The 26,932-nt window shown below is 70.4% G+C and carries 28 protein-coding genes and 1 pseudogene; 11 read left to right on the plus strand and 18 right to left on the minus strand.

Going from position 1 to position 26,932, the window contains the following annotated elements:
* Window positions 1-37 precede the first annotated feature (37 nt).
* Window positions 38-166, plus strand: a complete 129-nt coding sequence (locus ACFYL4_RS09190) for a hypothetical protein (protein WP_357762143.1) — start codon at window positions 38-40, stop codon at window positions 164-166.
* A gap of 15 nt (window positions 167-181) precedes the next feature.
* On the opposite strand, the gene ACFYL4_RS09195 is transcribed toward ACFYL4_RS09190, so the two are convergent.
* Together ACFYL4_RS09195 and ACFYL4_RS09200 are read right to left on the minus strand one after the other, a co-directional pair.
* Window positions 182-805, minus strand: a complete 624-nt coding sequence (locus ACFYL4_RS09195; protein ID WP_387517679.1) for a nucleotidyltransferase domain-containing protein — start codon at window positions 803-805, stop codon at window positions 182-184.
* Complete coding sequence (locus tag ACFYL4_RS09200) at window positions 802-1,647, minus strand: TetR/AcrR family transcriptional regulator (RefSeq protein WP_387517681.1); 846 nt, start codon at window positions 1,645-1,647, stop codon at window positions 802-804. The genes ACFYL4_RS09195 and ACFYL4_RS09200 overlap by 4 nt, the downstream gene beginning before the upstream one ends.
* Window positions 1,648-1,729: 82 nt before the next feature.
* On the opposite strand from ACFYL4_RS09200, the gene ACFYL4_RS09205 reads away from it, so the two are divergent.
* Window positions 1,730-4,003 (plus strand): ATP-binding cassette domain-containing protein, encoded by a 2,274-nt coding sequence (locus tag ACFYL4_RS09205; RefSeq protein ID WP_387517683.1) that lies wholly within the window; start codon window positions 1,730-1,732, stop codon window positions 4,001-4,003.
* Window positions 4,004-4,357: 354 nt separating this feature from the next.
* Here the strand turns inward: ACFYL4_RS09205 and ACFYL4_RS09210 are convergent.
* The 4 genes and pseudogenes from ACFYL4_RS09210 to ACFYL4_RS09225 all read right to left on the minus strand — a co-directional run bounded on the left by ACFYL4_RS09210 (window position 4,358) and on the right by ACFYL4_RS09225 (window position 8,111).
* Window positions 4,358-5,508: pseudogene (locus ACFYL4_RS09210) on the minus strand (RNA-guided endonuclease InsQ/TnpB family protein).
* 166 nt (window positions 5,509-5,674) lie between these two features.
* A complete protein-coding gene (locus ACFYL4_RS09215) occupies window positions 5,675-5,809 on the minus strand; it encodes a hypothetical protein (RefSeq protein WP_387517685.1) in 135 nt (44 codons plus the stop codon).
* Between the two features lie 26 nt (window positions 5,810-5,835).
* On the minus strand, window positions 5,836-7,338 hold the full coding sequence (locus tag ACFYL4_RS09220; RefSeq protein WP_387517687.1) for an NCS1 family transporter: 1,503 nt from the start codon (window positions 7,336-7,338) through the stop codon (window positions 5,836-5,838).
* Window positions 7,339-7,364: 26 nt separating this feature from the next.
* Window positions 7,365-8,111, minus strand: coding sequence for an aspartate/glutamate racemase family protein (locus ACFYL4_RS09225; RefSeq protein WP_387517689.1), 747 nt, complete (start codon window positions 8,109-8,111; stop codon window positions 7,365-7,367).
* 115 nt (window positions 8,112-8,226) lie between these two features.
* Here ACFYL4_RS09225 and ACFYL4_RS09230 point away from each other — a divergent pair, with 115 nt between their 5' ends.
* Complete coding sequence (locus ACFYL4_RS09230; protein ID WP_387517691.1) at window positions 8,227-8,892, plus strand: helix-turn-helix domain-containing protein; 666 nt, start codon at window positions 8,227-8,229, stop codon at window positions 8,890-8,892.
* 144 nt (window positions 8,893-9,036) lie between these two features.
* On the opposite strand, the gene ACFYL4_RS09235 is transcribed toward ACFYL4_RS09230, so the two are convergent.
* The gene (locus ACFYL4_RS09235; RefSeq protein ID WP_387517693.1) at window positions 9,037-9,408 is read right to left on the minus strand and encodes a winged helix-turn-helix transcriptional regulator; all 372 of its coding nucleotides are present in this window, start codon (window positions 9,406-9,408) and stop codon (window positions 9,037-9,039) included.
* Window positions 9,409-9,490: 82 nt separating this feature from the next.
* Between ACFYL4_RS09235 and ACFYL4_RS09240 the strand changes: the two genes are divergently transcribed.
* Both ACFYL4_RS09240 and ACFYL4_RS09245 read left to right on the plus strand, forming a co-directional pair.
* Window positions 9,491-9,901, plus strand: coding sequence for a RidA family protein (locus tag ACFYL4_RS09240; RefSeq protein ID WP_387517695.1), 411 nt, complete (start codon window positions 9,491-9,493; stop codon window positions 9,899-9,901).
* A 164-nt stretch (window positions 9,902-10,065) separates the two neighbouring features.
* Complete coding sequence (locus ACFYL4_RS09245) at window positions 10,066-11,211, plus strand: IS110 family transposase (protein ID WP_387517697.1); 1,146 nt, start codon at window positions 10,066-10,068, stop codon at window positions 11,209-11,211.
* Between the two features lie 63 nt (window positions 11,212-11,274).
* Here ACFYL4_RS09245 and ACFYL4_RS09250 read toward each other — a convergent pair whose 3' ends face one another.
* Together ACFYL4_RS09250 and ACFYL4_RS09255 are read right to left on the minus strand one after the other, a co-directional pair.
* Window positions 11,275-11,529 carry a hypothetical protein gene (locus ACFYL4_RS09250; RefSeq protein WP_387517699.1) on the minus strand — a complete coding sequence of 85 codons (255 nt, stop codon included), beginning with the start codon at window positions 11,527-11,529 and terminating at the stop codon, window positions 11,275-11,277.
* A 16-nt stretch (window positions 11,530-11,545) separates the two neighbouring features.
* On the minus strand, window positions 11,546-12,559 hold the full coding sequence (locus tag ACFYL4_RS09255) for a hypothetical protein (protein WP_387517701.1): 1,014 nt from the start codon (window positions 12,557-12,559) through the stop codon (window positions 11,546-11,548).
* 278 nt (window positions 12,560-12,837) lie between these two features.
* Here ACFYL4_RS09255 and ACFYL4_RS09260 point away from each other — a divergent pair, with 278 nt between their 5' ends.
* Complete coding sequence (locus ACFYL4_RS09260) at window positions 12,838-13,380, plus strand: NUDIX hydrolase (protein WP_387517703.1); 543 nt, start codon at window positions 12,838-12,840, stop codon at window positions 13,378-13,380.
* 7 nt (window positions 13,381-13,387) lie between these two features.
* Here ACFYL4_RS09260 and ACFYL4_RS09265 read toward each other — a convergent pair whose 3' ends face one another.
* The 5 genes from ACFYL4_RS09265 to ACFYL4_RS09285 form a co-directional block, all read right to left on the minus strand.
* A complete protein-coding gene (locus tag ACFYL4_RS09265) occupies window positions 13,388-14,077 on the minus strand; it encodes an SRPBCC domain-containing protein (protein WP_387517705.1) in 690 nt (229 codons plus the stop codon).
* 207 nt (window positions 14,078-14,284) lie between these two features.
* Window positions 14,285-14,890: a class I SAM-dependent methyltransferase gene (locus ACFYL4_RS09270; RefSeq protein WP_387517707.1), complete on the minus strand. Its 606-nt coding sequence runs from the start codon at window positions 14,888-14,890 to the stop codon at window positions 14,285-14,287.
* Between the two features lie 106 nt (window positions 14,891-14,996).
* Window positions 14,997-15,656 (minus strand): class I SAM-dependent methyltransferase, encoded by a 660-nt coding sequence (locus ACFYL4_RS09275; protein WP_387517709.1) that lies wholly within the window; start codon window positions 15,654-15,656, stop codon window positions 14,997-14,999.
* A gap of 29 nt (window positions 15,657-15,685) precedes the next feature.
* The gene (gene crcB / locus ACFYL4_RS09280) at window positions 15,686-16,048 is read right to left on the minus strand and encodes a fluoride efflux transporter CrcB (protein ID WP_357762104.1); all 363 of its coding nucleotides are present in this window, start codon (window positions 16,046-16,048) and stop codon (window positions 15,686-15,688) included.
* Window positions 16,045-16,470 (minus strand): CrcB family protein, encoded by a 426-nt coding sequence (locus ACFYL4_RS09285; RefSeq protein ID WP_357762101.1) that lies wholly within the window; start codon window positions 16,468-16,470, stop codon window positions 16,045-16,047. The genes crcB and ACFYL4_RS09285 overlap by 4 nt, the downstream gene beginning before the upstream one ends.
* A 157-nt stretch (window positions 16,471-16,627) precedes the next feature.
* Here ACFYL4_RS09285 and ACFYL4_RS09290 point away from each other — a divergent pair, with 157 nt between their 5' ends.
* The 3 genes from ACFYL4_RS09290 (at window position 16,628) to ACFYL4_RS09300 (ending at window position 19,103) form a co-directional block, all read left to right on the plus strand.
* The gene (locus ACFYL4_RS09290) at window positions 16,628-17,248 is read left to right on the plus strand and encodes a TetR/AcrR family transcriptional regulator (protein WP_387517711.1); all 621 of its coding nucleotides are present in this window, start codon (window positions 16,628-16,630) and stop codon (window positions 17,246-17,248) included.
* Between the two features lie 38 nt (window positions 17,249-17,286).
* Window positions 17,287-18,468 (plus strand): acyltransferase, encoded by a 1,182-nt coding sequence (locus ACFYL4_RS09295; RefSeq protein WP_387517713.1) that lies wholly within the window; start codon window positions 17,287-17,289, stop codon window positions 18,466-18,468.
* A 101-nt stretch (window positions 18,469-18,569) separates the two neighbouring features.
* Window positions 18,570-19,103 carry a sugar O-acetyltransferase gene (locus ACFYL4_RS09300; protein ID WP_387517813.1) on the plus strand — a complete coding sequence of 178 codons (534 nt, stop codon included), beginning with the start codon at window positions 18,570-18,572 and terminating at the stop codon, window positions 19,101-19,103.
* A gap of 167 nt (window positions 19,104-19,270) precedes the next feature.
* Here the strand turns inward: ACFYL4_RS09300 and ACFYL4_RS09305 are convergent, their stop codons facing one another.
* The gene (locus tag ACFYL4_RS09305; RefSeq protein WP_387517815.1) at window positions 19,271-19,558 is read right to left on the minus strand and encodes a winged helix-turn-helix transcriptional regulator; all 288 of its coding nucleotides are present in this window, start codon (window positions 19,556-19,558) and stop codon (window positions 19,271-19,273) included.
* A 221-nt stretch (window positions 19,559-19,779) separates the two neighbouring features.
* Here ACFYL4_RS09305 and ACFYL4_RS09310 point away from each other — a divergent pair, with 221 nt between their 5' ends.
* Entirely contained in the window at window positions 19,780-20,670 is an 891-nt protein-coding gene (locus ACFYL4_RS09310; protein WP_387517715.1) for an NAD(P)-dependent oxidoreductase, read from the plus strand.
* A gap of 68 nt (window positions 20,671-20,738) precedes the next feature.
* On the opposite strand, the gene ACFYL4_RS09315 is transcribed toward ACFYL4_RS09310, so the two are convergent.
* The 3 genes from ACFYL4_RS09315 to ACFYL4_RS09325 form a co-directional block, all read right to left on the minus strand.
* Window positions 20,739-22,625 (minus strand): ABC transporter ATP-binding protein, encoded by a 1,887-nt coding sequence (locus tag ACFYL4_RS09315; RefSeq protein ID WP_387517717.1) that lies wholly within the window; start codon window positions 22,623-22,625, stop codon window positions 20,739-20,741.
* Window positions 22,626-23,121: 496 nt separating this feature from the next.
* Window positions 23,122-23,985, minus strand: a complete 864-nt coding sequence (locus tag ACFYL4_RS09320; RefSeq protein WP_387517719.1) for a hypothetical protein — start codon at window positions 23,983-23,985, stop codon at window positions 23,122-23,124.
* Window positions 23,986-24,142: 157 nt separating this feature from the next.
* The gene (locus tag ACFYL4_RS09325; protein ID WP_357762086.1) at window positions 24,143-25,054 is read right to left on the minus strand and encodes a LysR family transcriptional regulator; all 912 of its coding nucleotides are present in this window, start codon (window positions 25,052-25,054) and stop codon (window positions 24,143-24,145) included.
* A gap of 323 nt (window positions 25,055-25,377) precedes the next feature.
* On the opposite strand from ACFYL4_RS09325, the gene ACFYL4_RS09330 reads away from it, so the two are divergent.
* A complete protein-coding gene (locus ACFYL4_RS09330) occupies window positions 25,378-26,670 on the plus strand; it encodes a hypothetical protein (protein WP_387517721.1) in 1,293 nt (430 codons plus the stop codon).
* The last annotated feature ends 262 nt before the right edge of the window (window positions 26,671-26,932 follow it).

Below are 26,932 nucleotides of genomic sequence, written 5' to 3' on the forward strand. Positions count from 1 at the left end.
CCTCGGTGCCTCCGGCGCGGCGGCGGGCGGGATACTGGTGGCCGACCGACCACGTGAGGAGGCGTGCGTGTTCTTCTTCTACAGCAGCCGTCTGGGCTGTGTGACCTCCCTGTTGCTCTCGGCCGCGCTGACGGTGCTGGTGCTCTACCTGCTGGGCTGGATCTGACCGGGCCCCGTTCTCTCAGGGGCTCCGCGGATTCACCCGTGGCAGCCACGGGTGATGGACCCCGTGGACCCGGGCCAGCGCGGCCGTCAGCCACCGGCGCTGGCGGGCGTCCAGCACGGGCAGCGCGGCCGTGAGGTCGAGCTCGTCCTTGGGGCGCCGCGCCGAGGCCTTGTAGAGGAGCTGTACCTCAGGGGCCAGGTAGGGCGGCCCCTCCGGTGCGCGCCGGACCAACCGGGTGAGGGGAAGGGTGATCCGGGTGTCCCGGCGGAAGACCCAGCGCTCGCCCTCGGAGTCGTCCAGCATGGCCTGGAGCCGCCAGGGAGCGGTGGGGCCGGGGCGGCACCAGAGGTCGTGGACGCTTGCGGGCAGGGTCTCCTCCGCAGGCCAGGGGCGTAGCGTGCCGGGCGGGTCGGCCGCCCACCACTCCCAGTCGGGCCAGGCCGCCCGGATCGTGTGCTGGTCGCGGCGGAGCAGCCCCACGTCGGTGTCGGCGTGCTCGCGGAAGGGGTGTCCCACGGCGAACGCGACGGCGTGCCCGCCCGCGATCCACCAGGGGGCGGCCACGCCGTCCAGCGCGAGAGCGACCTCGTCGGGTGCCAGGGGGTCCCAGGGGGCGAGAAGGTCGGCGTGAGCGCTCACGCCGACCCCTCCGCGACGGCGTCGATGCGTCGCTGCACCCCGTCCAGGAGCGCCCCCAGGCCGAACTGGAAGGACTCCCACGCCTCCTGCTCCAGGTAGGGCTCGCCCGGATCGGCGTTCTCGAAGGCCCCGGCCCCGGTCATGAGGGTGAGGACCGGGAAGCGTTCGGCGAAGTCCTCGGAGACCTCCTCGAGCTGAGCGCTGCGGGCGAACCACCACTGGTCCTCGGGCTGCCCGGTGACCGCCTCGGCCTGGCGGGCCTCGGCCGCGGTGCGGACCATGCCGCGGGCCAGGTTGAGGACGCTCCCGTAGGCGTCGCCAATGGCCCGGGCGGGGAGCCCCGCGGCGTGCAGGACCGCGGCCAGGGCCTCGAAGAGCCGGTACTCGTTGGGGCCCAGGACAGGGCGGGCCTGGGAGATCTCCAGGGTCCAGGGATGGCGCAGGTAGAAGGCCCACAGTCGACCGCTCCAGGCCAGGACCTCCGCGCGCCACCCCGTCGTGTCGGTGGCGCCCCCTACCCTCGGCTCGGAGGGTTCGCGGTTCTCCTCCCACTCGCGGACCAGCTCGGCGAAGGCGTGGTCGTACATGAGGTCGACGAGCTCGTTCTTGCTGGCCACGTAGGTGTACAGCGACATGGCGGTGCGTCCGAGCCGTTCTCCCACGGCCCGCATGGACAGGGCCTGGAGGCCCTCGGCGTCGGCGACCTCGATGGCGGTCTCCACCACCAGATCCACGCTGAGCTGGGCCCGTGGCCCGGGTCCGGAGCGTTCGACCGGCTCGTGGTCGCGCCACAGCAGCCGCATGGAGCGACGGGGGTCTCCCTGCCCGGCGTAGACAACCACTTGCATCTCCTTATGGAATAAACTAACGTTCGCGGGCCGTTAGTTTACCGCATAAGGTTTCCCGAGGACCCTGAGGAGCAGCTTGTCTTCCGAACCCACCACCCTGGCGGACTCCCACGACACCATCCAGGTCCGAGGGGCCAGGGAGAACAACCTCGACAACGTCTCCGTGGACCTGCCCAAGCGAAGGCTGAGCGTGTTCACCGGGCTCTCCGGATCGGGGAAGTCCTCACTCGTGTTCGGCACCATCGCCGCCGAGTCGCAGCGGCTGATCAACGAGACCTACACCGCCTTCCTCCAGTCCTTCATGCCCAGCGTGGGCCGCCCCGACGTGGACGCGCTGCGCAACCTCAGCGCCGCGATCATCGTCGACCAGGAGCGCATGGGCGCCAACTCGCGCTCCACCGTGGGCACCGCCACCGACGCCCACGCCATGCTGCGCATCGTCTTCAGCAGGGTGGGCACACCCCGTCTGGAGCCCGCCAGCGCCTTCAGCTTCAACAACTCCGAGGGCATGTGCCCCGAGTGCGAGGGGTTGGGCCGCACCAACCAGATCGACCTGGAAGAGCTCTACGACCGGGACCTGTCCCTGAACGAGGGCGCCATCACCGTCCCGGGGTTCGCCGTGGACAACTGGTACTGGCAGATCTTCGCCACCTCGGGCCTGCTCGACCCCGACAAGAAGCTCCGCGACTACGACGAGCGGGAGTGGGACACCTTCCTGCGCCACCCCGTGACCAAGGTGAGGGTGGGCACCAGCAACCTGACCTACGAGGGTCTGGTCCCCAAGATCAAGCGCACCTACCTCACCAAGGAGCGCGAGAAGATGCAGAGCGGCATCCGCGCGTTCGTGGACCGGGCCGTGGTCTTCTCGACCTGTCCCGAGTGCGCGGGCACCCGGCTCAACGCCGCGGCGAGGGAGGTCAAGGTCAACGGACGCACGATCACCGAATGCGCGTCCATGCAGATCAGCGACCTGGCGGAGTTCGTCCACGCGATCGACGAGCCCTCGGTGAAGCCGCTCGCTGACACCCTCGGGCACACCCTGGACTCGCTGGTGGAGGTCGGGCTCGGGTACCTGAGCCTGGACCGCGAGTCGGGGACGCTCTCCGGCGGCGAGGCCCAGCGGGTCAAGATGGTCCGCCACCTGGGCTCCAGCCTCAGCGACGTCACCTACGTGTTCGACGAGCCCACCGTGGGGCTGCACCCGCACGACATCGAGAGGATGAACCACCTGCTGCTGGGCCTGCGCGACAAGGGCAACACCGTGCTGGTGGTCGAGCACAAGCCCGAGACCATCGCCATCGCCGACCACGTCGTGGACCTGGGGCCGGGCGCCGGACCCACCGGCGGCACCGTCACCTACAGCGGCGACGTGGCCGGGCTGCGGGCCTCGGGCACCCTCACCGGGCGCCACCTGGACCACCGGGTCGCCCTCCGCGAACGGGCGCGGACCCCGAAGGGGAGCCTCCCCATCCGAGGCGCCAGTACCCACAACCTCCGGGACGTGTCCGTGGACGTTCCACTGGGCGTCCTCACGGTCGTCACCGGGGTGGCGGGCTCGGGCAAGAGCTCGCTCATCCACGGGGCCCTGCCCGGCCGGGAGGGCGTGGTGGTCGTCGACCAGTCCGCGATCCGCGGGTCGCGCCGCTCCAACCCGGCCACCTACACCGGGCTGCTGGACCCGATCCGCACCGCCTTCGCCCGCGCCAACAAGGTGAAGTCGTCCCTGTTCAGCGCGAACTCCGAGGGGGCGTGCCCCGAGTGCAAGGGCGCCGGGGTGATCTACACCGACCTGGCCATGATGGCGGGTGTGGCCACCACCTGCGAGAAGTGCGAGGGGCGCCGGTTCAAGGCCGAGGTGCTCGAACACAAGCTGCGGGGGAAGGACATCAGCCAGGTCCTGGCGATGTCCGTCGTGGAGGCCCGCGACTTCTTCGCCTCGGGCAACGCCCGCGTGATCCTGGACCGGATGCACGACGTCGGCCTGGGGTACCTGGGCCTGGGGCAGCCGCTCACGACCCTGTCCGGCGGCGAGCGCCAGCGGCTCAAGCTGGCCATCTCCATGGCCAGGAAGGGCGCCGTGTACGTCCTGGACGAACCCACCACCGGCCTGCACCTGGCCGACGTGGACCGCCTCCTCGCGCTGATGGACCGCCTGGTCGAGGACGGGAACACGGTGGTGGTGATCGAGCACCACCAGGCGGTGATGGCCCACGCGGACCACCTCATCGACCTCGGCCCCGGGGCCGGGCACGACGGCGGTCGGGTGGTGTTCGAGGGCACCCCGGCGGAGCTCGTGGAGAAGGGGGAGACCCTCACCGCCCGGCACCTGCGCGCCTACCTGGGCCGTTAACGTCCCTGAACGAGCAGGTGGGGCCCGCCGTCGGAGAACTTCCGAAGGCGGGCCCCGTGTGTGCTCGGGTGCCGCAGGGTGGGGGCGGGGGAGGGGAGGGGCAGGAAGTGACGGGCACGGCCTCGCGGGCGCGGGCGATGACGGCGTAGGGGGTGCTATAGCGCACGCTGGGTCGCACATGACCATCACGATGATCCCGGCGAAGCCCGCCCAGCCGTTGGGCCCGTAGGAGATGAAGAGCGTGACGGCCAGGGTGCAGCCGAACAGGCTCTGGATGTCGTTAGTCCAGACGGTCAGCTTCTCGGTCCTGAAGGACCGAGCTTGCAGCTCGAGCCCACACCTGGATGGTGAATGCTAGTCCGCGTCGTCGGCAGCGTGACTCACTGCCCAGACCGCAACACCACGTTGGGCGATGTTACGGCCTGCGTTGACGTCGGCGTGCTCAGCGAAGCCGCACGACGTGCACTGGAAGGTGGCCTGGTCGGCCCGGTTCTTCTTGTCGATGTGGTCGCACTCACTGCACCCCTGCGAGGTGTAGGCCGGATCGACGTAGACCACCGGCACCCCGGCCCGTTTCGCCTTGTAGGCGATGTAGGAGCCGAGCTGGGCGAAGGACCAGGAGTGCAGCGTGACCCGCTGGGGCTTGCGTAGCCGGACCCTGTAACGAATTCCGCCCAGATCTTCCAGGGCGATACCGCGACAGGTGCGTTGAGCCTCGGTCACGATCCGCTTGGTGATGCGGTGATTGGTATCGGCGGCGAACCGCCTCTCACGGCCCGAGAGGCGGCGCAGCACACGCTTGGCGGACTTGGTGCCCTTGGGCTGCAGGCGCTTGCGCAGATGACGGTGGCGGTGGCGGACGTGGTTGAGCTGCTTGCCGGAGTAGACGGTGCCGTCCGAGGTAGTGGCGATATTGGCGATCCCGAGGTCGACACCGACGAACCCCTCGGGGGTGTACTCCTCGGCTACGGGCACCTCACAGGTGGCGTACAAGTACCAGTTGTCACCGCGTCGGACCAGGTCGGACTCACCCTGCCGAAACTTGGCAAGCATCGTCAACTGGTCTGGGGAGCCGGTGAACGGCACACCCTTCATCCGCCCCTGAACGGTCCAGATCGAGATGGTGCGCGCGTCCAGTTGTAGGACAGGGACCGGTCATCGAAGGGTTGGGCGGCGTCCTTGCGGAACCGCACCGGGGTGTTCTCCACCCGGGTGCGGCGCTTGGACCCCTCGGGTCCGTGGTTGTCGGCCTTGAGGTGGGTCTTCACGGTGGCGTAGGCCCCGGCGACCTTGCGTACGCAGTGGATCGCCGGTTGCGCGAACAGGCCCATCGACTTCAGCTCGGCATAGAGCAGGCGCTGCAACGGCGCCTTGGCCTTCACTCCGCTTTCGTGGGCGCGGCGGGAGGTGTGGTTGGCCGCCTGGTTGCACAGCTTCAGCGTCTCCCACAGCGCCGCCTCCTGGGCGGCGTCGGGGAGCAGCTTCACCTGTGTAACGATCTTCATGATCGAACACGTTAACGAAACCACCATGGTGGTGGGGGCGGACCCGCAAAACTTCCCGCGAACCCTATGGCGGTCGACCCGCACGGGCCAGAGAGCGGAGCGATTCCTCCCGTCCGTGAACGATCGGGATTCCTCACTGGAGCTAGTTGAAGATCTCGAAGGCGTCCTAGCTGCGCCCGCGCCTGGTGACGGGTGCGAGGTCGTCGTTGTGCAGCGACGGATCGGGGGAGTGGACGGTCAGGTCGGTGCCGTCGGGGCCGACCTCGGAGTCGGCGGACGGTGGGTGCGCGGTGTCGCTCATGGGGGTCCTCACGGGGGTGGCGGGGGTCAGATGTCGGTGCGGTGGCCCTGGCCTGGCAGCTCGCCCTCGGTGAGTCGGTGGAAGGTGCCCGATTCGGGGTCGTGGACCCAGCTGCGGCCCACGCTGGTGGCCAGGTAGGCGTCGCCGGGGTCGTCGATCTCGGCCTGCGGGTGGCGGCGCAGGACCCACGCGCGCATGAGCACCAGGTAGGTCACGAAGGCCACCGGGAAGCCGATGACGTACGCGTAGTCCGGTTGCAGCAGGGCCGCGACCGATGCGCCGAGCCAGGCGGTCAGCGCCGCCGGGTTGCGCCCGCGCGCGTACCGGTACTGTCCGTGCGGGTCGTACAGCGCGGGCACGTTCAGGCGACGGCGCCGCAGCACGTAGTAGTCGCAGACCATGATCCCGGCGATGGCCGCGATGAACCCGCCGTAGTAGCTGAGGAAGGTGAACAGGTTGTCCAGCAGCAGCCAGGGCATGACGGCGGTGCCGACCACCCCGGCCAGCACCACCCCCCACCGGTAGGACAGGTGCGGTGCGGCGGCGTTGACGAAGTTCAGGGCGGCGGGCACCACGTTGGCCGCGGTGTTGGTGGACCACTGGGCCAGGACGATCATCAGGAGCAGGACGCCGAGGACGACACCTGTGCTCTGCCCCTGGATGACGTCGACGGGGTTCCAGTCACCGGTGACGATGAAGGACACCGCGCCGATGAAGGAGATCCAGGCCTGCATGAGCGGCAGCGCCGCGAAGTGGGCGGTGAGGACGGCGCGGTTGCGGCGCAGGAACCGGCGTTCGCCGGGAACGGTGCGCACGAAGCGGGTGATACTCGGGATGTCCACCGCCAGCGGCGCCCAGACCACCATGTTGACCAGGAAGAACGCCACCAGGGAGAGGTCCCCGCCGGAGGCGAAGGTCCAGATGTTGGTGCCCTCCAGGTCGGCGAGGCCGTCCAGTGTGTAGTACATCCAGATCGAGATGGCCAGGATGCACGGGGCGGCGAAGGAGGCCAGGCGTTCGATCGCCTTGATCCCCAGGGCCGCGTTGGCGACCTGCGCGACCAGGAACAGGGCGTACCAGAGCGGCCATGACGCGAAACCGGTCCAGTACTCGACCAGGCCGTTGATGGCGAGGGCGCCGATGTAGGTCTGGATGCCGAACCAACAGGCGGCCACCACGCCGCGTGAGACCGAGGGGACGTGGGTGCCGACGGTACCGAAGGGGGCCCGCAGGTAGACGGCGAACGACAGGCCGTGCTCGGTGCCGATGTCGGCGGTGAGGGTCATGACCACGGCCAGGGCCGCGGTGGCGGCGAGGACGACGAGCATCACCACGGGCAGGGAAAGACCGCCCTCGACGCCGTTGGCGCCGTACTGGAAGGTGACGATGACGATCGCCAGGGCCACCCACATCCAGACAAAGCCCAGCAGCGAGACGGGGCGCTGGTTGAGCCAGGTGGGCAGGATCGACTCTTCGAGCAGGTGGTTGGTGGGGGCGGGGGCGCTCTGACGGGGGGTGGGGGTCTGCATGGACCTGGGCTCCTCCGGCGAGGGTGTCAGGGGTGGTGGGGCGCGTCGAGCGCGGGGCTCAGGGGCCAGTGGGTGACGGACTTGGGGCGGGGCTCGGCGAAGGTGCGGACCCGGCTGGTGGAGAGTCCGAGGCCGACCAGCGACTCCGCTAGCGCCACGGCGCTGGTCAGGCCGTCGACGACCGGGGCTCCCGCGGTGTCGTCGGGGGTGAGGGCCATTCCGGCCATGCCGCCGCACCCCAGGACGACGACCTCGGCGCCGTCCTGTTCCACGGCGGCTCTGGCCTGGTCGGCGACGGCGCGGGCGGCGGCCTCGGGGTCGCGTTCCAGTTCGAGCACGCCCAGACCGCTGGCCCGCACCGAGGCGCAGCGGGTGTGGAGTCCGGCCAGGGTGAGGCGGTCTCTGATCATGGGCACGGTGCGGTCGAGGCTGGTGACCACGGAGTAGCGGTGGCCGATCAGGCAGGCGGTGTGCGCCGCGGCCTCGGTGATGTCGATGACGGGGGTGGGGCACAGTTCCTGGAGCCCCTCCTTGCCGTGGTCGCCGAACCCCGCCTGGATGACGGCGTCGTAGGGGCGGTCGTAGGTCATGACGCGGTCCATGACGGCGACGGCGGCCAGGTGGCTCTCGAAGTTCCCCTCGACGGACTCGGGGCCAAAGTGCGGGGTGAGGGCCTCGACCTCGGTTCCGGGTCGGGCGACGGCGCGGGCCTGGTCGGCCAGGGCGCGGGTGATGGCCGTCGAGGTGTTGACGTTGACGATCAGGAGGCGCATGCGGTCCCTTCGTGAGCCGTGACAGGGAAGAGTGACCCCGCCCACATTTGAAGCTATTACTTCAATATCGTTAAAGCGATGACTTCACAAGACCGGCATCTATACTGAACTCGCCATGGCTGACTTCATCGGGAACCCCGCGCCCCCACGGTTCGACGAACGAAGGATCGGCGAACGCGTCCGCGAACTGCGCACCGCGCGCGGCCTGTCCCTGCGCGAGCTGTCCGGCCGGCTGGAGATCAGCGCGAGCGCGCTGTCCCAGATCGAACGCGGCAAGATGCGGCCCTCGGTGACCCGGCTGTACCAGATCATGGGCGAGCTCAACGTGCCCATGGCGGCGGTGTTCGGCCCCGAGACCAGCGCACCGGCGGCGCCCGACGCGTACACGACACCCATGGGGGAGGCTCCTGGTCCGCGCTGGGAGCCGGACGGCGACGCAGCCGTGGGCCCGGTTTCCGTGACCAGGCGGGACGAGGCGGCCACCCTCGAACTCGGCCACGGTGTGCGCTACCGGCGTCTGACACCGGGCCCGGTCCCGGGCATGAACTACTTCGAGTCGGTGTACCCGCCCGGCTCCTACTCCAGCCAGAACGCCGAATACGTGCGCCACCGGGGCCACGAGATCGGCAACGTGGTGAGCGGGGTGCTCACCGTGGACGTCGGGTTCGACACCTACGAGCTGCGGCCGGGCGACTCGATCACCTACCCCTCCACCACCCCGCACCGCATCTCCAACCAGGGCGAGCACGACGCCGTAGCCGTCTGGCTCAACCTGGACTGAGGCCCCGGCCCGCCGAGGTTCAAGCGCGTCCGCCGGGACGGGCCGGGGCCCCGCTCGGGCGCTGGGAAGGGCCGGGGTCTCCGACCGGGACGCACCCCTCGCGATGGGCCGCGGACCGTATGTGACCCGCCGACCGCTCCGGCCTCAGGCGAGCTCGTCGAAGCGCTCCCGGGCCCGCTCCACCTGAGGCATGGTCTCGGTGGACCAGACCAGGAGCGCGTCGACGAGGTCCTGGAGGGTTCGGCCCAGGGTCGAGATGCGGTACTCCACGGCCAGGGGGCGAGTGCTCACCACGACCCGGTCGACCATCCCGTTGCGCTCCAGGCGCCGCAGGGTCGCGGTGAGGGACTTCTGGGTGACGACGGGGATCGCGCGGCGCAGGCCGTTGAAGCGCAGGGGCTGTTCGCAGAGGTGGTCGAGCACCTGGAGCGACCACTTGTCGAGGATCTGGTCGAGGAGTTCACGGTGCTCCGCGGTGATCTGCGGGGCGGGCTGGCCGGTCGGGGTTTCGCGCATGATACCTGGTCTCGTTGAGGTTCCCTTGGGCCACCTAGTACACATGAGATACCTGACCTACGCCAACCGGAGGGACCCTTCCATGACCGTGCAGCTGCTTTCCCCCGCGGGCCTGTTCCAGCCCGTCCCCTACCACCACGTCGCGATCGGCACCGGCAGCCGCCAGGTGCACGTGGCCGGACAGATCGCCCGCGACGGCGACTCCAACCGGCTGGCCACCGGCGACCTCACCGGCCAGGTCGAGATCGTCCTGCGCCACACGGCGAGCGGCCTGGCCGCGGCGGGCGCGACCTTCGACGACGTCGTGCGCCTGCGGTTCTTCGCCGTCGACTGGAAGCCCGAGAAGGCCGACGCCTTCATGAAGGGGATCGAGAACGTCACGGAGGAACTGCGCCTGCCCACGCCGCTGCCGCCCGTGTCGCTGATCGGTGTGGACTACCTCTGGGAGCCCGACGTCCTCGTCGAGCTGGAGGCCTTCGCCGTCCTGGACTGACTGTGAGGATGTGTAGTGGCTTCTCCGACGGGTCTGACTCACGGACTGACCGACGTTTTCTGTCCTGTTGGGGATTTGTCGGCCCGTTCGGAGGGGCCGCTACACGCGACCGGACGGGCGATCGTGACCTCATAGGAGCTTGGTCTAGGAGCCCCACCACAGTCTTGTCCGCCCGCCCGGCCGGCGCGTGCCACCCCAACGGGATCAGCGACAAGGCGGCAGGTACCAGCATGACCGATCAACCCCTCGATGTCACAGCGGGCGTGGACACCCACGGCCACACCCACCACGCCGCGATCATCGACCCGCTCGGCCGGCACCTGGCCGACGCCGAGTTCGACGCCACCGGCCCCGGATACCACCAGCTCCTGACCTGGCTGGAATCGTTCGGAACCGTGGCGGCGGTCGGAGTGGAGGGCACCGGCGCCTACGGAGCCGAACTGGCCCGCCACCTGGCCCGAGCGGGCCTGACGGTGGTGGAGGTGGACCGGCCCGACCGCAAGATGCGCAGGATGAAGGGCAAATCCGACCCCATCGACGCCTACGCCGCGGCCACCGCGGTCGCCTCGGGCCGGGCCACCGGTACCCCCAAGACCCGCGACGGGATCGTGGAGGCCATCCGCGCCCTGCGGGTGGTGCGCCGCTCAGCGGTCAAGGCCCGCACCCAGGCCATCAACCAGACCCGCCAACTGGTGGTCACCGCCCCCGAACAGGTGCGTGCGGCGTTGTGTGACCTTCCCGTCAAGGAGCTGACGGCCCGGTGCGCCCGGCTGCGCCCGGGCACTGACCTGACCGATCCGGTCCCAGCGGTCAAGTTCGCGCTGCGTCGGCTGGGCAAGCGTGTGGGTGCCCTTGATGAGGAGCTCCAGGAGCTGGATGTTCGACTCAAAGCCTTGACCCGTCAAGCTGCCCCGGAGTTGTTGGAGGTCAAGGGTGTGGGTCCTGATGTGGCCGGCCAGCTGTTGGCCACGTGTGGGGATAACCCCGACCGTTTGGGTTCGGAGGCGGCCTTCGCGCACTTGTGCGGGGTGGCGCCGATCCCGGCTTCCTCGGGGCGGCGGGACCGGCATCGGCTCAATCGGGGCGGGGATCGGGCCGCCAATCACGCGTTGCACACCATCGTGCTCTCTCGGATGCGATGGGACGAGCGCACTCGCGCCTACGTTGAGCGGCGCACCGGCCAGGGGTTGGCCACCAAGGACATCATGCGGTGTTTGAAACGCTATGTGGCTCGGGAGGTCTTCCAAGTGCTGAACTCGAAGAACACGACGAAATCCCGGGGCAGAGATGACTTCGCTGAAGCTGCTTGACATCCATAGGAGCATCCACGACCACCGGTGGCCCCGCTCAGGAAGCGGGGCCACCGGGACGGCTCAGTCCTCCTCGAGCGCGTCCTCGTCGGGCCGGACCCGGCCCGCGAGCCGGTAGTCCACACGGACGTCCTCGTAGACGGTCCCGGTCTCGACGGGCCTGGGGACGCCGGACCGGTCGCTGCCCGCCGTGCCCTCCGACCGGGGGCTACCCCTGTACCTCGACTCGACCTGCGGCACCTCGCGGAACGTCAGTTCGCGCGCGGTGACGGACGCGCGAATCTCCACGTCGTACCCGGGTTCCTTCCGGTTGTTCACGGTGACCACCCCCGGTTCACCGGTCGGCCCCGCCACCGGGGCGCCGCACCGTGTCACCGGCCCGCTTCGCGACGTCGCGCAACACGTTCGCGGTGGCCCTCGCGGCCTCTCCCGCGCTCTTCGCGGCCTGCTCCGCCCGCTTCGCCGCGGCCTCCACGGACCCCACCGCGTCGGCGGGGAGCGAGCCGACATCCTCGGGCGGGTCGTCGACGCCCTCGTCCCCTCCGGCCTCGTCGGGCGCCTCGTCCTCGATGTCCGGGTCGGGGTCGGGGTTCTCCGTCTCTTCGGCACCGGACCCGTCGTCGTGTGCCGTGTCCCCGGTGGCCGGGAGCACGTCGCTGACCGTGTGCGCGGCACCTGAGCCAGCTCCCTGCGCGGTGTCTCCGACGTCCTCTACGGTGCCACCAGCGCCCTGTCCGACATCCTCGACGGCGCTCCCGGCACCGTGACCAACGTCCTCGACCGCGCTTCCGGCTCCCGAGCCGACGTCCTCGACCGCGCGACCCGTACCCTGTCCGACGTCCCTGACAGCGCCTCCGGCCCCCTCCCCCAGTGCTCCGACGGCACGACCCGCGCCACCGCCCACCTCTTCGAGACCGGATTCCACACCGCGAGCCACGTGTTCCAGGACCTGCGGGTTGGTGTCGATGGTGTGGAGGACCCGGGCGATGATCTCCCTGACGTTGTCGAGTCTGACCTTGAGCAGGGCCTCGGCCTCGACTCCCTTGATGTTCAGGTGGACGCGACCGAGTCCGACGTCGGCCCCCACCTTCAGCTTGAGCAGGTCCAGTACCTCGGCCTGGAGCGAGACGGAGGCGACCAGGTTGTCGACCTCGAGATCGATCTCGTCGACCCGCAGGTTCGGGACTTCGAGCAGGACGTCCGGATCGCCGCTTCTCGCCGACTCGCCGTCGGATTCCCGGCGCGGCGCCGGAACGGCCTCGGTTCCCACACCCTCCGGTGCCGGGTCCTCCGCGACCCTCTCGACGTCCTCGCGTGTGCTTCCTCCGGTCCTTGGAGTCTCTTCCACCTTTCCCACAACCTTCCGCGTGGCTGGGAACACCCAGCTGTCTCAGCGCCCTTCCGGGGGGTGTCTTCGAACGGTCGGCCCGGTCGCGGACTCCGGTGCGCGGTGTCTTCCGTTGGTCGCCGTCGCGGGGGTGCGTGAGGGCGTGTCCGCCCCACGTACCCACCGCGAGCACCGGGTAACCGTTACTCCAGTTCAGAGCTGTTCCAGGTGGCCTGATGCCCGGGCAGGACACGCCCCGCGCCAGGTCGGTCCCGGGCGCCCGCGCGATACTGGGCCGTATGTCGACTTCCGCCAGCTCCGAGCCCCCGCCCTTCTCCCGCGTCAAGATCCGGGTGGGAGCCCTGGTGTTCTGCCGGAACGAGGTGGCGCTCATCCGGCGCGACCGGCCCCGGTCGGTGCACTACACACCTCCCGGCGGGAACGTCGAGCCCGGTGAGGACCTGGTGGCCGCGCTCCGGCGCGAACTGGCGGAGGAGTTGGACCTGCACCCGCACCAGGCCACGGCACCGGAGCTGCTGTGGGTGGCCGACCAGCGGGTCAGCCGCCCCGGCCCCACCCCGCCGCCGCGCAAGCTCCACCTGCTCTACCGACTGCACGTCTCGCCCGAGGTGCGCGAGGTGCTGGCCGTGGAGGAGTACGACGAGCGGGCCGACGGCGGGTACGAGGTCGGTGCCGTGGAGTGGATCGACCACCGCAGGACCGCCGAGCTGCCGTTGTTCCCCCTGGTGGGGGCGGCGCTGGCGGCCCTGCCCGACCCGCACGCCCCGGTGACGGACGCCGCCCTGCCAGCGGCCACGGACGACACCTACGCGTGGGTCTAGGTCGGCCTCAAGCGGGCTGGTCCTCCGCGACCTTCTTGAGGTCGGACAGCCAGGTACGCCAGTCGGCCTTCCACTCCGCGGCGCGCTCGGCGCTGGCGACGCGGGTGTGCTCGACCCCCACCGACGACTTCGCCTCGCCCTTGGCCTGGAAGGTGACCGCGACGCGCGTGTCCTCGGGCAGGTCGGCGGTGAAGCGTTTGCCCGGCTTGGCGGTGCGCTCGGCGGCCTCGACCGGCAGCCAGCGAGCGCGCAGGTCCGGGTCGGCGAAGGCCGCGAACAACCGCTCCACCGGGACGTCCACGGTCTTGCTGGCGCTGACCGCGAAACCGTCCTTCTTCTGTCCGGGTACGCGCAGGCCGCGCTCCTGCTCGTAGGCGACCGTGACGGTCTGCGCCCACCAGCCCGGCACGCCCTGCTCGTCGACCAACCACGCGGCGATCTCGGTGTGGGTGCGCGAGGTGGCGCCCCAGGCGTCCAACAGGGCGAACCAGCCCTCGTAGTCGCGGCCGGTGGCTTCGGCGACCTTGTGCCCGCGGACGCGGTCGCGGATGGTCGCGGCGCCCGTCCCCGGGGCGGCGGCGCTGTCGGGCGCGGGCTCGCTCTCGGGGAGCAGCTGTGCCCGGGCGGCGGTGTAGCTCTCGCCGGTCTTTTCCATGCGGTCGCGCACGGTCTGCTTGAAGGACTTCTGGCGGGTCATGACGGCTCCTCGGCGGCACACGGCGGAGCCCACGCCCCCGTCGCCCGCCGGAAGGGCTCACACGTCACACCGGCGTCCCGAGTGCTCCAGGGCCCCCTTTGCCTCCGCGAGGCCGACGGCGTGGGCGCCGGGGCCGGAGGTTGGGCGCGGGACCGCGCCGTGTCCCACGTTACCCCGACCCCCGCCGCGCCGCCACCCCTTCCCAGGTCAGGGCCGTGCGCGATGGGCGCGCAGCACGGTGTCGTGGGTGTGGTGCGAGCCCGGGGGAGCGGGGGCCACCCGGGCCCGGGTCTCGTTGACGGTGACGGTCCAGTCGTCGTCCAGGAGCCCGGCCACCTCGGCGGGCTGGTAGTAGTCGGCGGGAACGTGCCCGTCCTCCAGCCGCTCGGGCAACGGGGTGATGTCGTGCCCGACGAACAGGAGGGTGCCTCCGGGGGCGACGGAGGCCAGCAGGGCGCGCAGGGCGGTGTGCTCGGGTGCGCGGGGGAGCGGGAAGTAGTGCACGGTGACCAGGTCGAAGCGGCCCGGCGGGGGCGGGGCGGTGGTCAGGTCCCCGTGTTGCCACGAGAGCCGCTCGCGGACGTCGGCGCCCTGGGCGGCGGCGCGCTCGAGGGCCACCCGCGAGATGTCGACCCCGGTGACCCTCCAGCCCCGTCGGGCCAGCCAGAGGGCGTCGCCGCCCTCGCCGCACCCCACGTCGAGGGCCCGCCCGGGTGTGAGGTCGTCCAGCTCGGCGACGAGGACGCCGTTGGGCTCGCCGCTGAACAGCCGTTCCCGGCTGCCGTACCTGTCGTCCCAGAATCGCGCGTCCATACCGGTCTCCTCACGGGTCGAGGAGGCCGGGTGGCCCCTCCGCCACCACGGTGCCCCCGACGGGGTGATTCGGCAAGGAAATGTGCGATAACGGCAAAAACCTTGTTCAGGACGGGTGGTCGTAGACCAGGGTGTGCCGCCAGAACAGGCGCCGACGCACCCGGGCGCCCGGCAGTTCCCGCGCGACGGCGGCACGGATCTGGTCGAGGGTCCACTCCGGTTCGCGTGTGGGGGCGCGCATGTGCGCGGGGGGTTCACTGGCCGGAACCGGGTGTCGCAGCAGGCCCACCAGCGGGTTGAGCACGGCGGAGAGCACCCCGAGGAGGTGGTCGGCGGGGGTGGCGTCGCGGTGGCACCCCACGACCACCAGGCGGCCGCCGGGAACCAGGACGGAGCGCAGCTCCCGCAGGGTCGGCTCCAACGGCAGGTGGTGCAGGACGGCCACCATGGTGACGGCGTCCCAGCGCCGCCCCGGTGCGCGCCCGTCGAGGCCCGTGCGGACAACGGTGATCCCGGGAACGTCGGCGAAGCGGGAGACGGCCAGGTTCGCGGTCTCCGGATCGGGTTCCAGTCCCGTGACCGCGTCGACCCTCCGGCGCAGGCGGGCCAGCAGGTTTCCGGTGCCGCACCCGACGTCGAGGACCTCGCGCGCCCCGCTGGCGGCCACCCGGCGCACCACCCAGGGTGCGAGCCGGTCGTTGTGGCTCCACGGGTGCCGTCGGTTGACGCGGTTCAGCCAGGCGGCCACGGGTGTCGGTGAGGGCATACCGGACACGGTAGCGGCGCCGTGCCGCCTCAGCCGAGCAGAACCCCGACCAGGGTCACCCCCGCCCAGGCCGCCCCCACGCCCAGGGACAGGTGTGCCAGCACGTTCAGCAGGGCGCGGCCCCGGGCGCCGGTGCGTGACAGCTGGACCGTCTCGTAGGCGAACGTCGAGTAGGTGGTCAGCGCCCCGCACAGCCCCGCGCCGAGCAGGTCCGTGGTCGCGGGGGAGAGCGGAAGCGCCAGAACCGCGCCCAGGACCAGGCTGCCGACCACGTTCACCAGCAGGGTTCCCCAGGGGAAACCCTCGCCCAGGCGGCGTTTGAGCTCCAGGTCCACCAGGAACCGGATCGGAGCCCCCACGGCCGCGCCCAGGACCACCATCAGCGCGCTCACGGGTTGCGCCCCCCGCCGTGGGTCAGGAAGCGGTGGGCCAACGCCGAGGCGGCCCAGGCCGCGGTGAGCGCCCCCGCCACGGTGAGGAGGAGATAGGCCAGCGCCACGCGCGGCTCCCCGCGCTCCAGGGCCGTCACCACGTCGGCGGCGTAGGCGGAGAAGGTGGTGTATCCGCCGAGGAACCCCACCCCCCAGAAGGGGCGGACCAGGCGGTTGCCGGGCCAGCGGTGCACGATCAGCTCCATGAGGAGGCCGATCAGCAGGCAGCCGGTGACGTTGACCGCAAGGATCGTCCAGGAGACCCCGGAGCTCGCGGGCGGCCAGAGCGCGTCCAGGGTGTGGCGGGTCAGCGCGCCCAGCGCACCGCCGGCGGACACGGCGGCGACCAGGGGCGCCACGGACCCCCGTGCGGATGAGGACATGGGGTCATTGTGCACCCACCGCGCCCGACCTGCCCGCTCGTCCCCGGGGGAGCCTCCTCGCGTCAGGGGCGTGACCGCTGGAGTGTCAGGGTCGGTTCAGGGGGTGTTTCAGGGCGATCCCTCATGGATTCCTGTCCGGCTGTATAGAATTCTGGCCATGCAGTCAGAAAACAAGCCGGGCAGTCAGAAGCGGTCCTTCATCGAGGAGGCCCGACGGGCGCAGATCATCGAGGCGGCGGTGGAGACCATCGCCGAGATGGGCTACCCCAACGCGTCCCTGGCGCGGATCGCGCGAACGGCGGGGATCAGCAAGGGCGTGATCTCGTACCACTTCGACGGAAAGGACGAACTGGTGGACCAGGTGGTGACGAGCGTCTACACGGAGATCGCGGAGTCGATCGTCCCCCGCGTCACGGCCCAACCCGACGCCGAGACGATGCTGCGCGCCCATGTGCGCGGCGTCGCCGAGTACGCGATGGAGCACCGCGACCGCATGGCCGCGCTGGCCCAGATCTTCATCCACGCCCGTGACGCCGACGGCGGACCCCGCTACGGCGGCCGCCAGGCCGAACCGCTCTACCAGGGCCTGGAGGGCTTCTACCGGCACGGCCAGGAGAGCGGCGAGTTCCGCGACTTCGACGTGCGGGTGATGGCGGTCAGCCAGCAGGCGTCCATCGACGCGATGTTCGAGTACTGGCGGGTCCACCCCGACCACGACCTGCTCGCCCACGCCGACGAACTGGGCGAGCTCCTCGTCCGTGCCGCCCGGGCCGACTGACCGCACCGAGCCCGACCACCCCCGAACACGAGGGCACCATGACACAGCACCACCCGCCCGTGACCCCAGCGACCACGCCCCCGGCCACACGGGCGCGCCTGTTCTTCGTCGACAACCTGCGGGTCTTCCTGACCGTGCTGGTGATCCTGCACCACGTCGCGGTCACCTACGGCAACATCCCGCTGTGGTTCTACACCGAGCCCGCCCAGGACCCCACCGGCGGCCTGCTGGACGTCTTCGTGATCCTCAACCAGACGTTCTTCATGGGGCTGTTCTTCCTTCTGGCGGGGTACTTCGTGCCCGGGGCCGTGGACCGCAGGGGCGGTCGCCCGTTCCTCCGCGAGCGCATGGTCCGCCTGGGCGTTCCGCTGCTGCTCTTCGTGGTCCTGCTGCGGCCGCTGGCGATGGCGCCCGCGCACGCCCAGCTGCTCGCGGCCGACCCGAGCCTGTCGTACTGGATGCTCTACGTGTTCGGGATCGACCCGGGACCCCTGTGGTTCGTGGAGGTCCTGCTGGTCATGAGCCTGGTCTACGTGGCCCTCCGCAGCCTGCGCGAACGCCGCCCCGCCGTCGTAACCAGCGCCCTGGAGCGAGCGGCCGCGCGTCCCGCCGACTCCGCGCCGCTGCGCTGGTTGGGGCCGGTCGTGCTGTTCGCCGTGGGCCTGGCGCTGCTCACCTTCGCGTGGCGTTTCGCCTTCCCCGCACCGTACTGGCCGGTCGTGGGGCTGCCCAGCCCCGGGTACCTGCCGCAGTACGCCGCACTGTTCACGGTGAGTGTGTTGGCCTACCGCAACAACTGGCTCGTGCGGCTGCCGAACAGCGCCGGGTGGGGCGGGCTGGGGCTGGCCGCCACGGGACTGGTCGCCATGGCGGCGGTCCTGGTCATCGTCGGCACTGACTCCCTGACCCCCGGAAGCTGGCAGGCGCTGGCGCAGATCCTGACCGAGAACCTCTTCGCCATGGGCGTGGTCGTCGCCCTCCTGGTGTCCTTCCGTCGGCTGTTCGACCGAAGCAACCGCTTCCTGGAGTTCCTGTCCGACAACGCCTTCGCCGTCTACGTGCTCCACGCCGTGGTGCTGGTCGCGCTCGGGGTGGCTCTGAGCGGTTGGGAGGCCTCCGCGCTGACCAAGTTCGCGGGGATGGCCGTGCTGGCCGTGCCGCTGTGCTGGGTGGTGGCCGCCGCCGTGCGGGCGGTGCCGGGAGCCAGGCGCGTCCTCTGATCCTCGGGGAACCGCGAGGCGCCGCCGTGGCCGCGGGGTTAGGGTCGAAGCAGAACTCCCAAGGGAAGGACCCGACCCCCGTGGCCACTCAGAAGGAACGCATGCTGGCCGGTGAGCCCTACCTCGCCGACGACCCCGAGATCGAGGCGGACGTGGCCCGGGCGCGCCGGCGCTCCGAGGCCTTCAACTCCTGCGCGGCCGACGACGTCGAGGGGCGGCACAAGGCCCTGACCGACCTGGTGGGTGAACTGGGGGAGGGGTCGGAGGTGCGTCCGCCGCTGCGCGTGGACCTGGGCTACCGCATCACCATCGGACCGCGCTCGTTCGTGAACTTCGACGCCGTCATGCTCGACGTCGCCCCCATCACGATCGGCGCCGACGTCCTGATCGGCCCCCGCGTCCAGCTGCTCACCCCCACGCACCCGATCGCCCCGGAGCCGCGGCGGGCCAAGTGGGAGGCGGCCGAACCCATCACCATCGGCGACAACGTGTGGCTGGGCGGCGGGGTGATCGTCTGTCCGGGCGTGACCATCGGTGAGAACACCGTGGTGGGCGCCGGGGCCGTGGTCGCCAAGGACCTGCCCGCCAACGTGGTGGCGGTCGGCAACCCGGCGCGGGTCGTCAAGGAGATCTGAGCCCGGAACCGGCGCGGTCCCGGGTCCGATGGGCGAGGAACCCGGTGCCGCTCCACGGGCGGCGGAATCAACGGGGCGGGCGGCGGTCACCTCGAACACCGTCTCCCAGCCCGGGTGTTCGTAAAGTCCCCGCACCTCCTCTGTGGCCACCCGGAGGCGGACCGGCGTCACCCCGGGGCCCCCGTCCGCAGCCGGTCCATGTTGTGTTCGCCCCACTCACCCAGGGCGTTGAGCGCAGGCAACAGCGTGCGTCCGAACTCGGTGAGCGAGTACTCCACCTTCGGCGGAACCTGCTGGTGGACCTCGCGGTGCACCATGCCGTGCGCCTCCAGTTCCCGGAGCTGGACGATGAGCACCCGCTCACTGATGCCCTCGACCGTGCGCCGCAGCTCACCGAAGCGCAGCGGTCGTTCCTGGAGCCACCACAGGATGAGCCCCTTCCACTTACCGCCCATGACGTCGACGGCCGCGTCGATCCCGCAGGTGTAGGTCCTGTCGGCCACGGAGTCCTCCTCACTGCACCAAAGGTAAGTACCCGTTGAGAATGACAGTACCCGACAAAAATATCGGTACTTGTACGAAGGTGCGCACTCCCCAAGGATGGGGACCGCCCCGGACAGCAGGGCTCCGGGGGCCCGCAGGGGACGCGAGTACACAGGGAAGACGGGGAACGGACATGACGCAGGAACACCGAACGGCGGTCACGGTCGTGGGGCTCGGGCTGATGGGCGCGGCGCTGGCCCGCGCGTTCGTCGACGCCGGTTACGCCACCACGGTGTGGAACCGGAGCCCGGAGAAGGGTGCGGCCCTGGTCGAGGCCGGGGCCGTCCAGGCCCGCACCATCGACGAGGCGGTCACGGCGAGCCCGCTGGTCGTCTCCTGCCTGAGCACCTACGACGCCACGTTCGCGGCGCTCGAACCGGCCGGATCGGTGCTCCGGGGGCGCACCCTGGTCACCGTGAACTCCGGTACCCCGGTCGGGGCGCGCGCCATGGCCGCGTGGGCGAAGGACCGGGGAGCCCGGTTCCTCGACGGCGCGGTCAAGAACGTGCCCGGAGCCGTGGGTCTGCCCGACACCCTGCTGTACTACAGCGGTGACCGGGAGGTCTTCGACGAGCACGTGCGGACGCTGCGGGCTCTGGGCGGCGACACCGTCCACCTGGGTGAGGACCCCGACCTGTCGGCCCTGTACGAGGCGGCGGTGGGCGGCATGCTCCTGCCCGCGCTCCTGGGCTTCTTCGAGGGGGCGTACATGGTGCGCGAGCGGGGCCTGGAGGCGGAGTCGCTGGTGCGCTACTCCGCGAAGTGGTTGGAGATGATCATCGCGATCCTGCCCGGTTTCGCCCAGGAGATCGACTCGGGCGACTACTCCCGGCCGATCTCCACGGTGGGGACCTTCCACGAGACCATCGAGCACGACCGGGAGATCGCCGAGAACTCCGGAGTGGACAACTCCTGGCACGCGCCCATGCACGAGCTGCTGGAGCGCGCCGTGGCACGGGGCCGACGCGACCAGAGCGTCGCCGCCCTGTACGAGCTGATGGGGGAGCCGCTGCCCGCGCGCTGACGCGGACGGAGGACCGTCCCCCGGTGTGGCGCCACCGGGGGACGGGGTCGGGGCGGGCGGCCGGGGACCTACCCGGCCGCCGCCGGTTCGGTGTCACCGTGGGAGAACTGGGTCCGGTACAGCTCGGCGTAACGTCCGTCGCGGGCCAGCAGCTCCGCGTGGGTGCCGCGTTCCACGATCCGCCCCGCCTCGACCACCAGGATGGCGTCGGCGGCGCGGATGGTGGAGAGCCGGTGGGCGATGACCAGGGCGGTCCGTCCCTCCAGGGCCTCGGCCAGGGCGGCCTGGACGGCCGCCTCGGAGGTGGAGTCCAGCGCGGAGGTCGCCTCGTCGAGGATGACGACCTCGGGCCCGGTCAGGAGGAGGCGGGCGATGGTGAGCCGTTGGCGTTCCCCTCCGGAGAAGCGGTAGCCGCGTTCGCCGACCACCGTGTCCAGCCCGTCCGGCAGGCCGCCGACCAGGGCGTCGAGACGGGCCCGGCGCAGCGCGTCCCAGATCTGGGTGTCGGTGGCACCGGGGGCGCCCAGCGTGAGGTTGGCGCGGATGGACTCGTGGAACAGGTGCCCGTCCTGGGTGACCATCCCCAGGGTGGCCCGCATCGAGGCGAAGGTGAGTTCGCGGACGTCCGTGCCGCCGAGGCGGACCGCTCCCTCGTCCACGTCGTACAGGCGAGGGGTGAGCTGGGCGATGGTGGACTTGCCCGCTCCGGAGGAGCCGACCAGCGCCACGGTCTGTCCGGGCTCCACCCGGAAGGACACCCCGTGCAGGACCGGGCCGTTGTCGGTGGTGTCGAGCGTGGCGACCTCCTCCAGGGAGGCCAGGGAGACCCGGTCGGCGGTGGGGTAGCCGAAGGTGACGTCGTCGAACTCCAGGGAGACCGGGCCGGTCGGGACCGGTCGGGCGTCCGGGCTCTCGTCGACGAGCGGCTTGAGGTCGAGGATCTCGAACACCCGGCTGAAACTGACCAGCGCGCTCATCACCTCCACCCGGGCGCTGGCCAGGGCGGTGAGCGGGGCGTACAGGCGGGTGAGGAGCATGCCCATCGCCACGACCGTCCCGGCGTCCAGCTGCCCCCGCAGCGCGTAGAGGCCGCCGAGGCCGTAGACGAGGGCGAGGGCGAGCGCGGAGACCAGGGTCAGGGCGGTGAAGAAGACCTCCTGGACCATGGCGGTGCGCACCCCGATGTCGCGGACGCGGCTCGCGCGCCGGGCGAACTCGGCCGACTCGTCGTCGGGGCGCCCGAAGAGCTTGACGAGGGTGGCGCCGGGCGCGGAGAAGCGCTCGGTCATCTGGGTGCTCATGGCGGAGTTGTGGACGGTGCGTTCGCGTTCGATCCGCGCCAGGCGGGCACCCATGCGGCGGGCGGGCAGGACGAAGACGGGCAGCAGCACCAGCGAGAGCAGGGTGATCTGCCAGGACAGGGTGACCATGACGGCGAGGGCCAGGACGAGGGTGACGACGTTGCTCATCACCCCGGACAGGACGTCGCTGAAGGCGCGTTGGGCACCGATGACGTCGTTGTTGAGCCTGCTGACCAGGGCGCCGGTGCGGGTACGGGTGAAGAAGGCGACCGGCATGCGCTGGACGTGGTCGTAGACGGTCGTGCGCAGGTCGAGGATGAGCCCCTCGCCGATCCGGGAGGAGAGCCAGCGAACGACCAGGGAGAGAACCGCCTCGGAGACCGCGACCAGGGCGATGAGCCCGGCCAGGACGAGGACCGGTCGGAGCGCGGCCCCGGCGACGATCTCGTTGACGACCTCTCCGGCCAGGAGCGGTGCGGCCACCGCGAGCGCGGCCATGAGCACGCTCAGACCGAGGAACCAGGCCAGTGGGCGCCCGTGTGGTCGGGCGAAGGAGGCGATCCGGCGCAGGACCGCTCGGGAGAAGGGGCGCTGATCCTCGTGGGCGTGCATGGCGTGGTAGATCGAGTTCCACGCGGCCATTTCCATACTCATGGGGTCCACCGGTCCGTCTTGTTGGTTACCCCAGAACCGTAGAACCTGAATAATAGTTCAGGTCAAGCCGCAGCGCCGTCTTCCCCATCCTGGTGACCCCCTTGTACGCCGCACCACCGCTCGAACAGGTTCTGGCGCGATATGACTCCACCCACGGGCGGAAGATGGTGCCGCCCCCGTCCTGGCCGTCTCTGCGGGCAGCATTAGCGGGGACAGTACCGCTGTCGCAACATGCGCGAACTCCCCAACAGCGGCACTGCTTCGTTGTTGGGGCGTCCCCGGATCTGGCGCGGCGAGACCGAGAGTTCATCGCATGTGGGTTCTCGGCATTCTGACTGCGTATCGGTAGACGCGACGATTGTGCCGACTGCTCCGTGAAGGCGCCCAACGGGCGAGCGAAGAGCCCCCGGTGTCGGTCACCGCCGGGGGCTGCACTCCAGCGGGGTGGAGCGCTGGGAAGGCCCGCCCGGGGAGGGAAGGGGCGGGCCCCGTGTGGTCAAAGCAGGCGCGTGCCCCGTTCGGCCAGGACCCGTCGCACGTCAGTGGCCACGGCGTCCATGTCCAGGGCCCGGCCGGTGTGCTCGGCCAGGGCGGCGTGGAGGTTGATCAGGTGGCGCTCGGGGGCGACCGCCCACTGCGCCAGGACGCCTTCGGTCAGGGCCTGGTGCAGGGCGAGGCGTTCGGTGGCGCCGCTGCGGTGGGCTCGGATGGCCTGCTGGCGCAGGACCCGCAGGTAGGTCAGCCGGCTGGTGATGGCGCGTTCGATGTCGGCGCCGGAGAGCAGGGTGCCGTGGCTGCCCACGACCTGGTGGGGGGCGCAGTCGCTGATCCACCGCAGGGCCTGCTCGGCCTGCGAGGGGGTGAGCCCCCAGAGTTCGGGGGCGACGGGGGCCAGCAGGTCCCCGGCCAAAAGAATGCGGTCGGTACGGTCCCACAGCAGCAGCTGGTCGGCACTGGGGGCGTGCGCGCTGACCCCCGGCAAGCTCGGGATGTTCAACCGGTGGCTCAGTACACGCGGCGAGCCGGGCGCGAAGCTGGCGGCTGGCCGGATCTGGTCGGCGTGCAGGCGTTCGGCGTGCTCGGGGGTGCGCTCCCCGGAGCCGTGGTCCCAGCGCAGCCACACCATCCGGCGTAGTCGCAGGGCCGGGGCGGCGGTGGCAACCTCGGTCAGGAGGCGTTCGGTGGCCTCTGTGCTCATGCCGTGGTCCACGACCGTCAGCTCGGCGCCGCGGCCGACCAGGAGGCTGGCGCCCGGGCTCGCGGTCCACCGTGTGGTCCACACCCGGCTGCTGAGGCGGCTCAGGGTGGGCGCCCCGGGGCTGTGCGTGTGGTGGTGGGTGCGGGTCAGCGTCGCGTCCATCCTGGCTACCTCCTGGTCCGTGCGGCGGGGCCGCCCAGGTGGTACAGGGTTCGGTGGGGCGACCTGGGATCAGGTCACCACGGCGGGGTCCGGTGTGGGATGCGATATCCGCAACCGGAACCCCTTGACAGGACAGTGTCGGGTTGTTCTATGCAGGTCACTCGTTGTTGAGCTCGTTCAGGGCGTCGAGGTTGTTGTGGCAGAGCACGGCCAGCTCGTAGAGGGCCTCCAGAGCCGGGGGCGGGGGAGAGTCGGAGCGGATGGCCACCCCCAACTTGACCGCGCGTCCCGCCAGCGGCACGAACCGGGTGTGTGAGGTCTCGAAGGCGGGGGCGGCGAACATGGTGTGCAGCGCGACGTTGCCGGTGACCTCCACGGCCGCGCTCACCTCCTCCGGGGATTCCAGGGTGGTGGCTCGGGAGGCCTCCGCGAGGGGCAGGTCGTCCATCCACCGGGCATAGCGGGCCCCTCCGGGGTCGGCGTAGAGCCATTCGGCGTCGGCGACGTCGTGGGGGCTGAGCCATTCGGCGTCGGCCAGGTCCGAGCTGCGCGGCACGACCACGGCCCGGGGTGCGGTGGTGGTGGTGTGGGCGCGGTAGCCCAGTTCGTGGGCCTCATCGCCCAGGAGCTGCCCGAAAACGATGTCGGCGGCCGCGAGCGGGTCGGCGAGAGTGTGGGAGTGCACGGGCACGTGGGCCAGACGCACGTCAGGCCAGCGGGCCCGCCACTCCTCCAGGATGGCTGGGCCGGTGTCGGCCAGCGCGGCTCCCAGGACCGCCACGCGGATCAGCTCGGTGCCGGCTTCCTGTTCGCCATGGGTGGCGACCCGGTCGAACCGGCGGCGGGCGCTCTCGCCCCATGACAGATAGCGGCGGCCGAGTTCGGTGAGCTGGACGGGGCGGCCCTGGCCGCCGCGGTTGACGATGGTTCCCTGCACGAGCGCCTCCAGAGAGCTGATCTTGCGGCAGGCGGCCGTAGGGCTGAGGTAGACCGCGGCCGCCGCCTCGGCGATGGTGTCGTGCACGGTCAGGGCGCGCACGAGGTCGATGGTGGTGGAGTCGATGGACAAGGGGGTCCTCCCAGGGTCGCAGTGTCCCGGGGACGGTACGTGTTCGCGCCACCTCGTGGAGTCAATGTCGGGCAAAGTGTTCCTCTGGATCTCCTACCCGCCTGTGAGCAGCGGAAGTCCTGTCGCTTGGGAGCTCGCCCCGAGACGGAGGAGAGAGGTTCCCCCCGATACCGCCCGCGACTCGAAGGTAAAGTGCTACCGCCCTTGCTCTATGACCCTGCCGACCGGACCACGACCCAGCCGTGGACGGCCGGGGTGCCACTCCTCAGTGAATAGGTGGCTCTGTGCTCCGAGTTTCCAGATCCTCACGACTGATGTCTGGTGTGGCGCTGTTCGCGCTCCTCGTCGTCACGGCCTGCGGTGACGACGGAAGCAACGCGGGGGAGGCAGAGCAGGAGGTCAGTGGAGGCAGCACCGAAGTAGCCCCCCTCAGCGGTGATGGATTCCTCGCGCTGGCCTGCGGAGAAGACTCCATCACCGTGTCACGGTTCTCCAGAGAGGACGGCACCGTCCAGGCCGAACACGTGTTCTCTGTGGCCGATGCCGTGGCCACCGACGAACCTGTGCTCGCCCATAGCCGTCCAGTGGAGTCCCTCCAGAGTGTGGAACTCCCGAGCTGCTCGACCGAGGCGTTCGAGGACACGATCACTGGCACTCTCCCGATCACCTTCGATCAGGCCCACGAACTGGCGGCGCTGGTCCTGCCTAACGAGTCGCTCCTGTTGGTGACGATCGTGGAGGAGATCGACGGCACAGAGACCACCACTGTCGGTGCGATGTCCGCTGACGGCGGGGTCGAGGCCCTCCTGCCTGCTGATGCCCCGTCCGGTTTCAGTAGTGCCACCGAGAAGAAGTCGCCCCGTTACTCGCACGCTGATGGTGGGCTCTACTACGTAGAGATCGACCACGGGACGGAAACCCACACTGTGAAGACGCTTGACCCCACCAGTGGGGAGGTCCGAGACCTGGGTGATTGCGGGATGCGATGCGAGCGCCTGATCATTGACCCGCAGTCCGGCGTCCTTTTCGGAACCGTCGTCGTCCAGGACACGGAGAACCCCAGCGGACCAGCCAAGATCTCCAGCTTCTATAACCGGCACTTCGCGTTCACCGAATCAGGCATCGCCGGGGTGTTCCAAATGCGAGACGGGGAGATCAGTCTCTCGGAAGGCCTTGAGGGAGATCCCGCAGTCGTGCCCGCCGGTAGAAGTAACAACGGCCGCCCTTCCGAAGGAGCCTGGGAGCACCTCAAATTCTCGCGCACAGCTTCCTCGGGCCAGGGGCTCCCCCGAGCACTGTTCGCCGTCGGCGAGTACGAGCTGATGCTCGACGACAACGAGTTCACGGTCTGGTCTCTCGACCCCGCCGAGGAGGTGGAGGAGGCATTCTTCGGGGACCCCGCACCTGTGGTGCTGCGACAGATCCTGCCCGGCAGCGACCGCACCAACGAGCATCCCGTTCTTTCACCGGAGGGAGACCAGCTCCTCTTCCGCTCTACCGATAGCGCAGGCAAGGTGTCCTGGTTCAGCGTGCCTGCGGCTGGTGGAGAAGAACCCGTCGAGATCGGCACTGCCGAGGGTGAACACGCCTCTATGATCCCGATTCACTGGTGGTGATCGCGCCCGCCGTGACGTGCGGCCACGTCCTACTCACCGCACCATGGCACCGGGTGCTCGGTAGCGTCCACGGCGCGTCCGGGCACCCGCACAACGGTGGTCCGACCCACCTCGCTCAGGGCAGTGCAGCCTCGCCCGGGTGTTTTCGGTCATACGAGCCCGGAGTGTCGGCATTCGCGGGGACATAAGGACTATCGGTGGCTGGCGGCGGTCGCCGTTCACACGATGATGTACATGTGCTGGAGCGAGCGTGACGAGTCCA

The organism is Nocardiopsis sp. NPDC006938 (assembly GCF_042869555.1).
Lineage (GTDB): Bacteria > Actinomycetota > Actinomycetes > Streptosporangiales > Streptosporangiaceae > Nocardiopsis.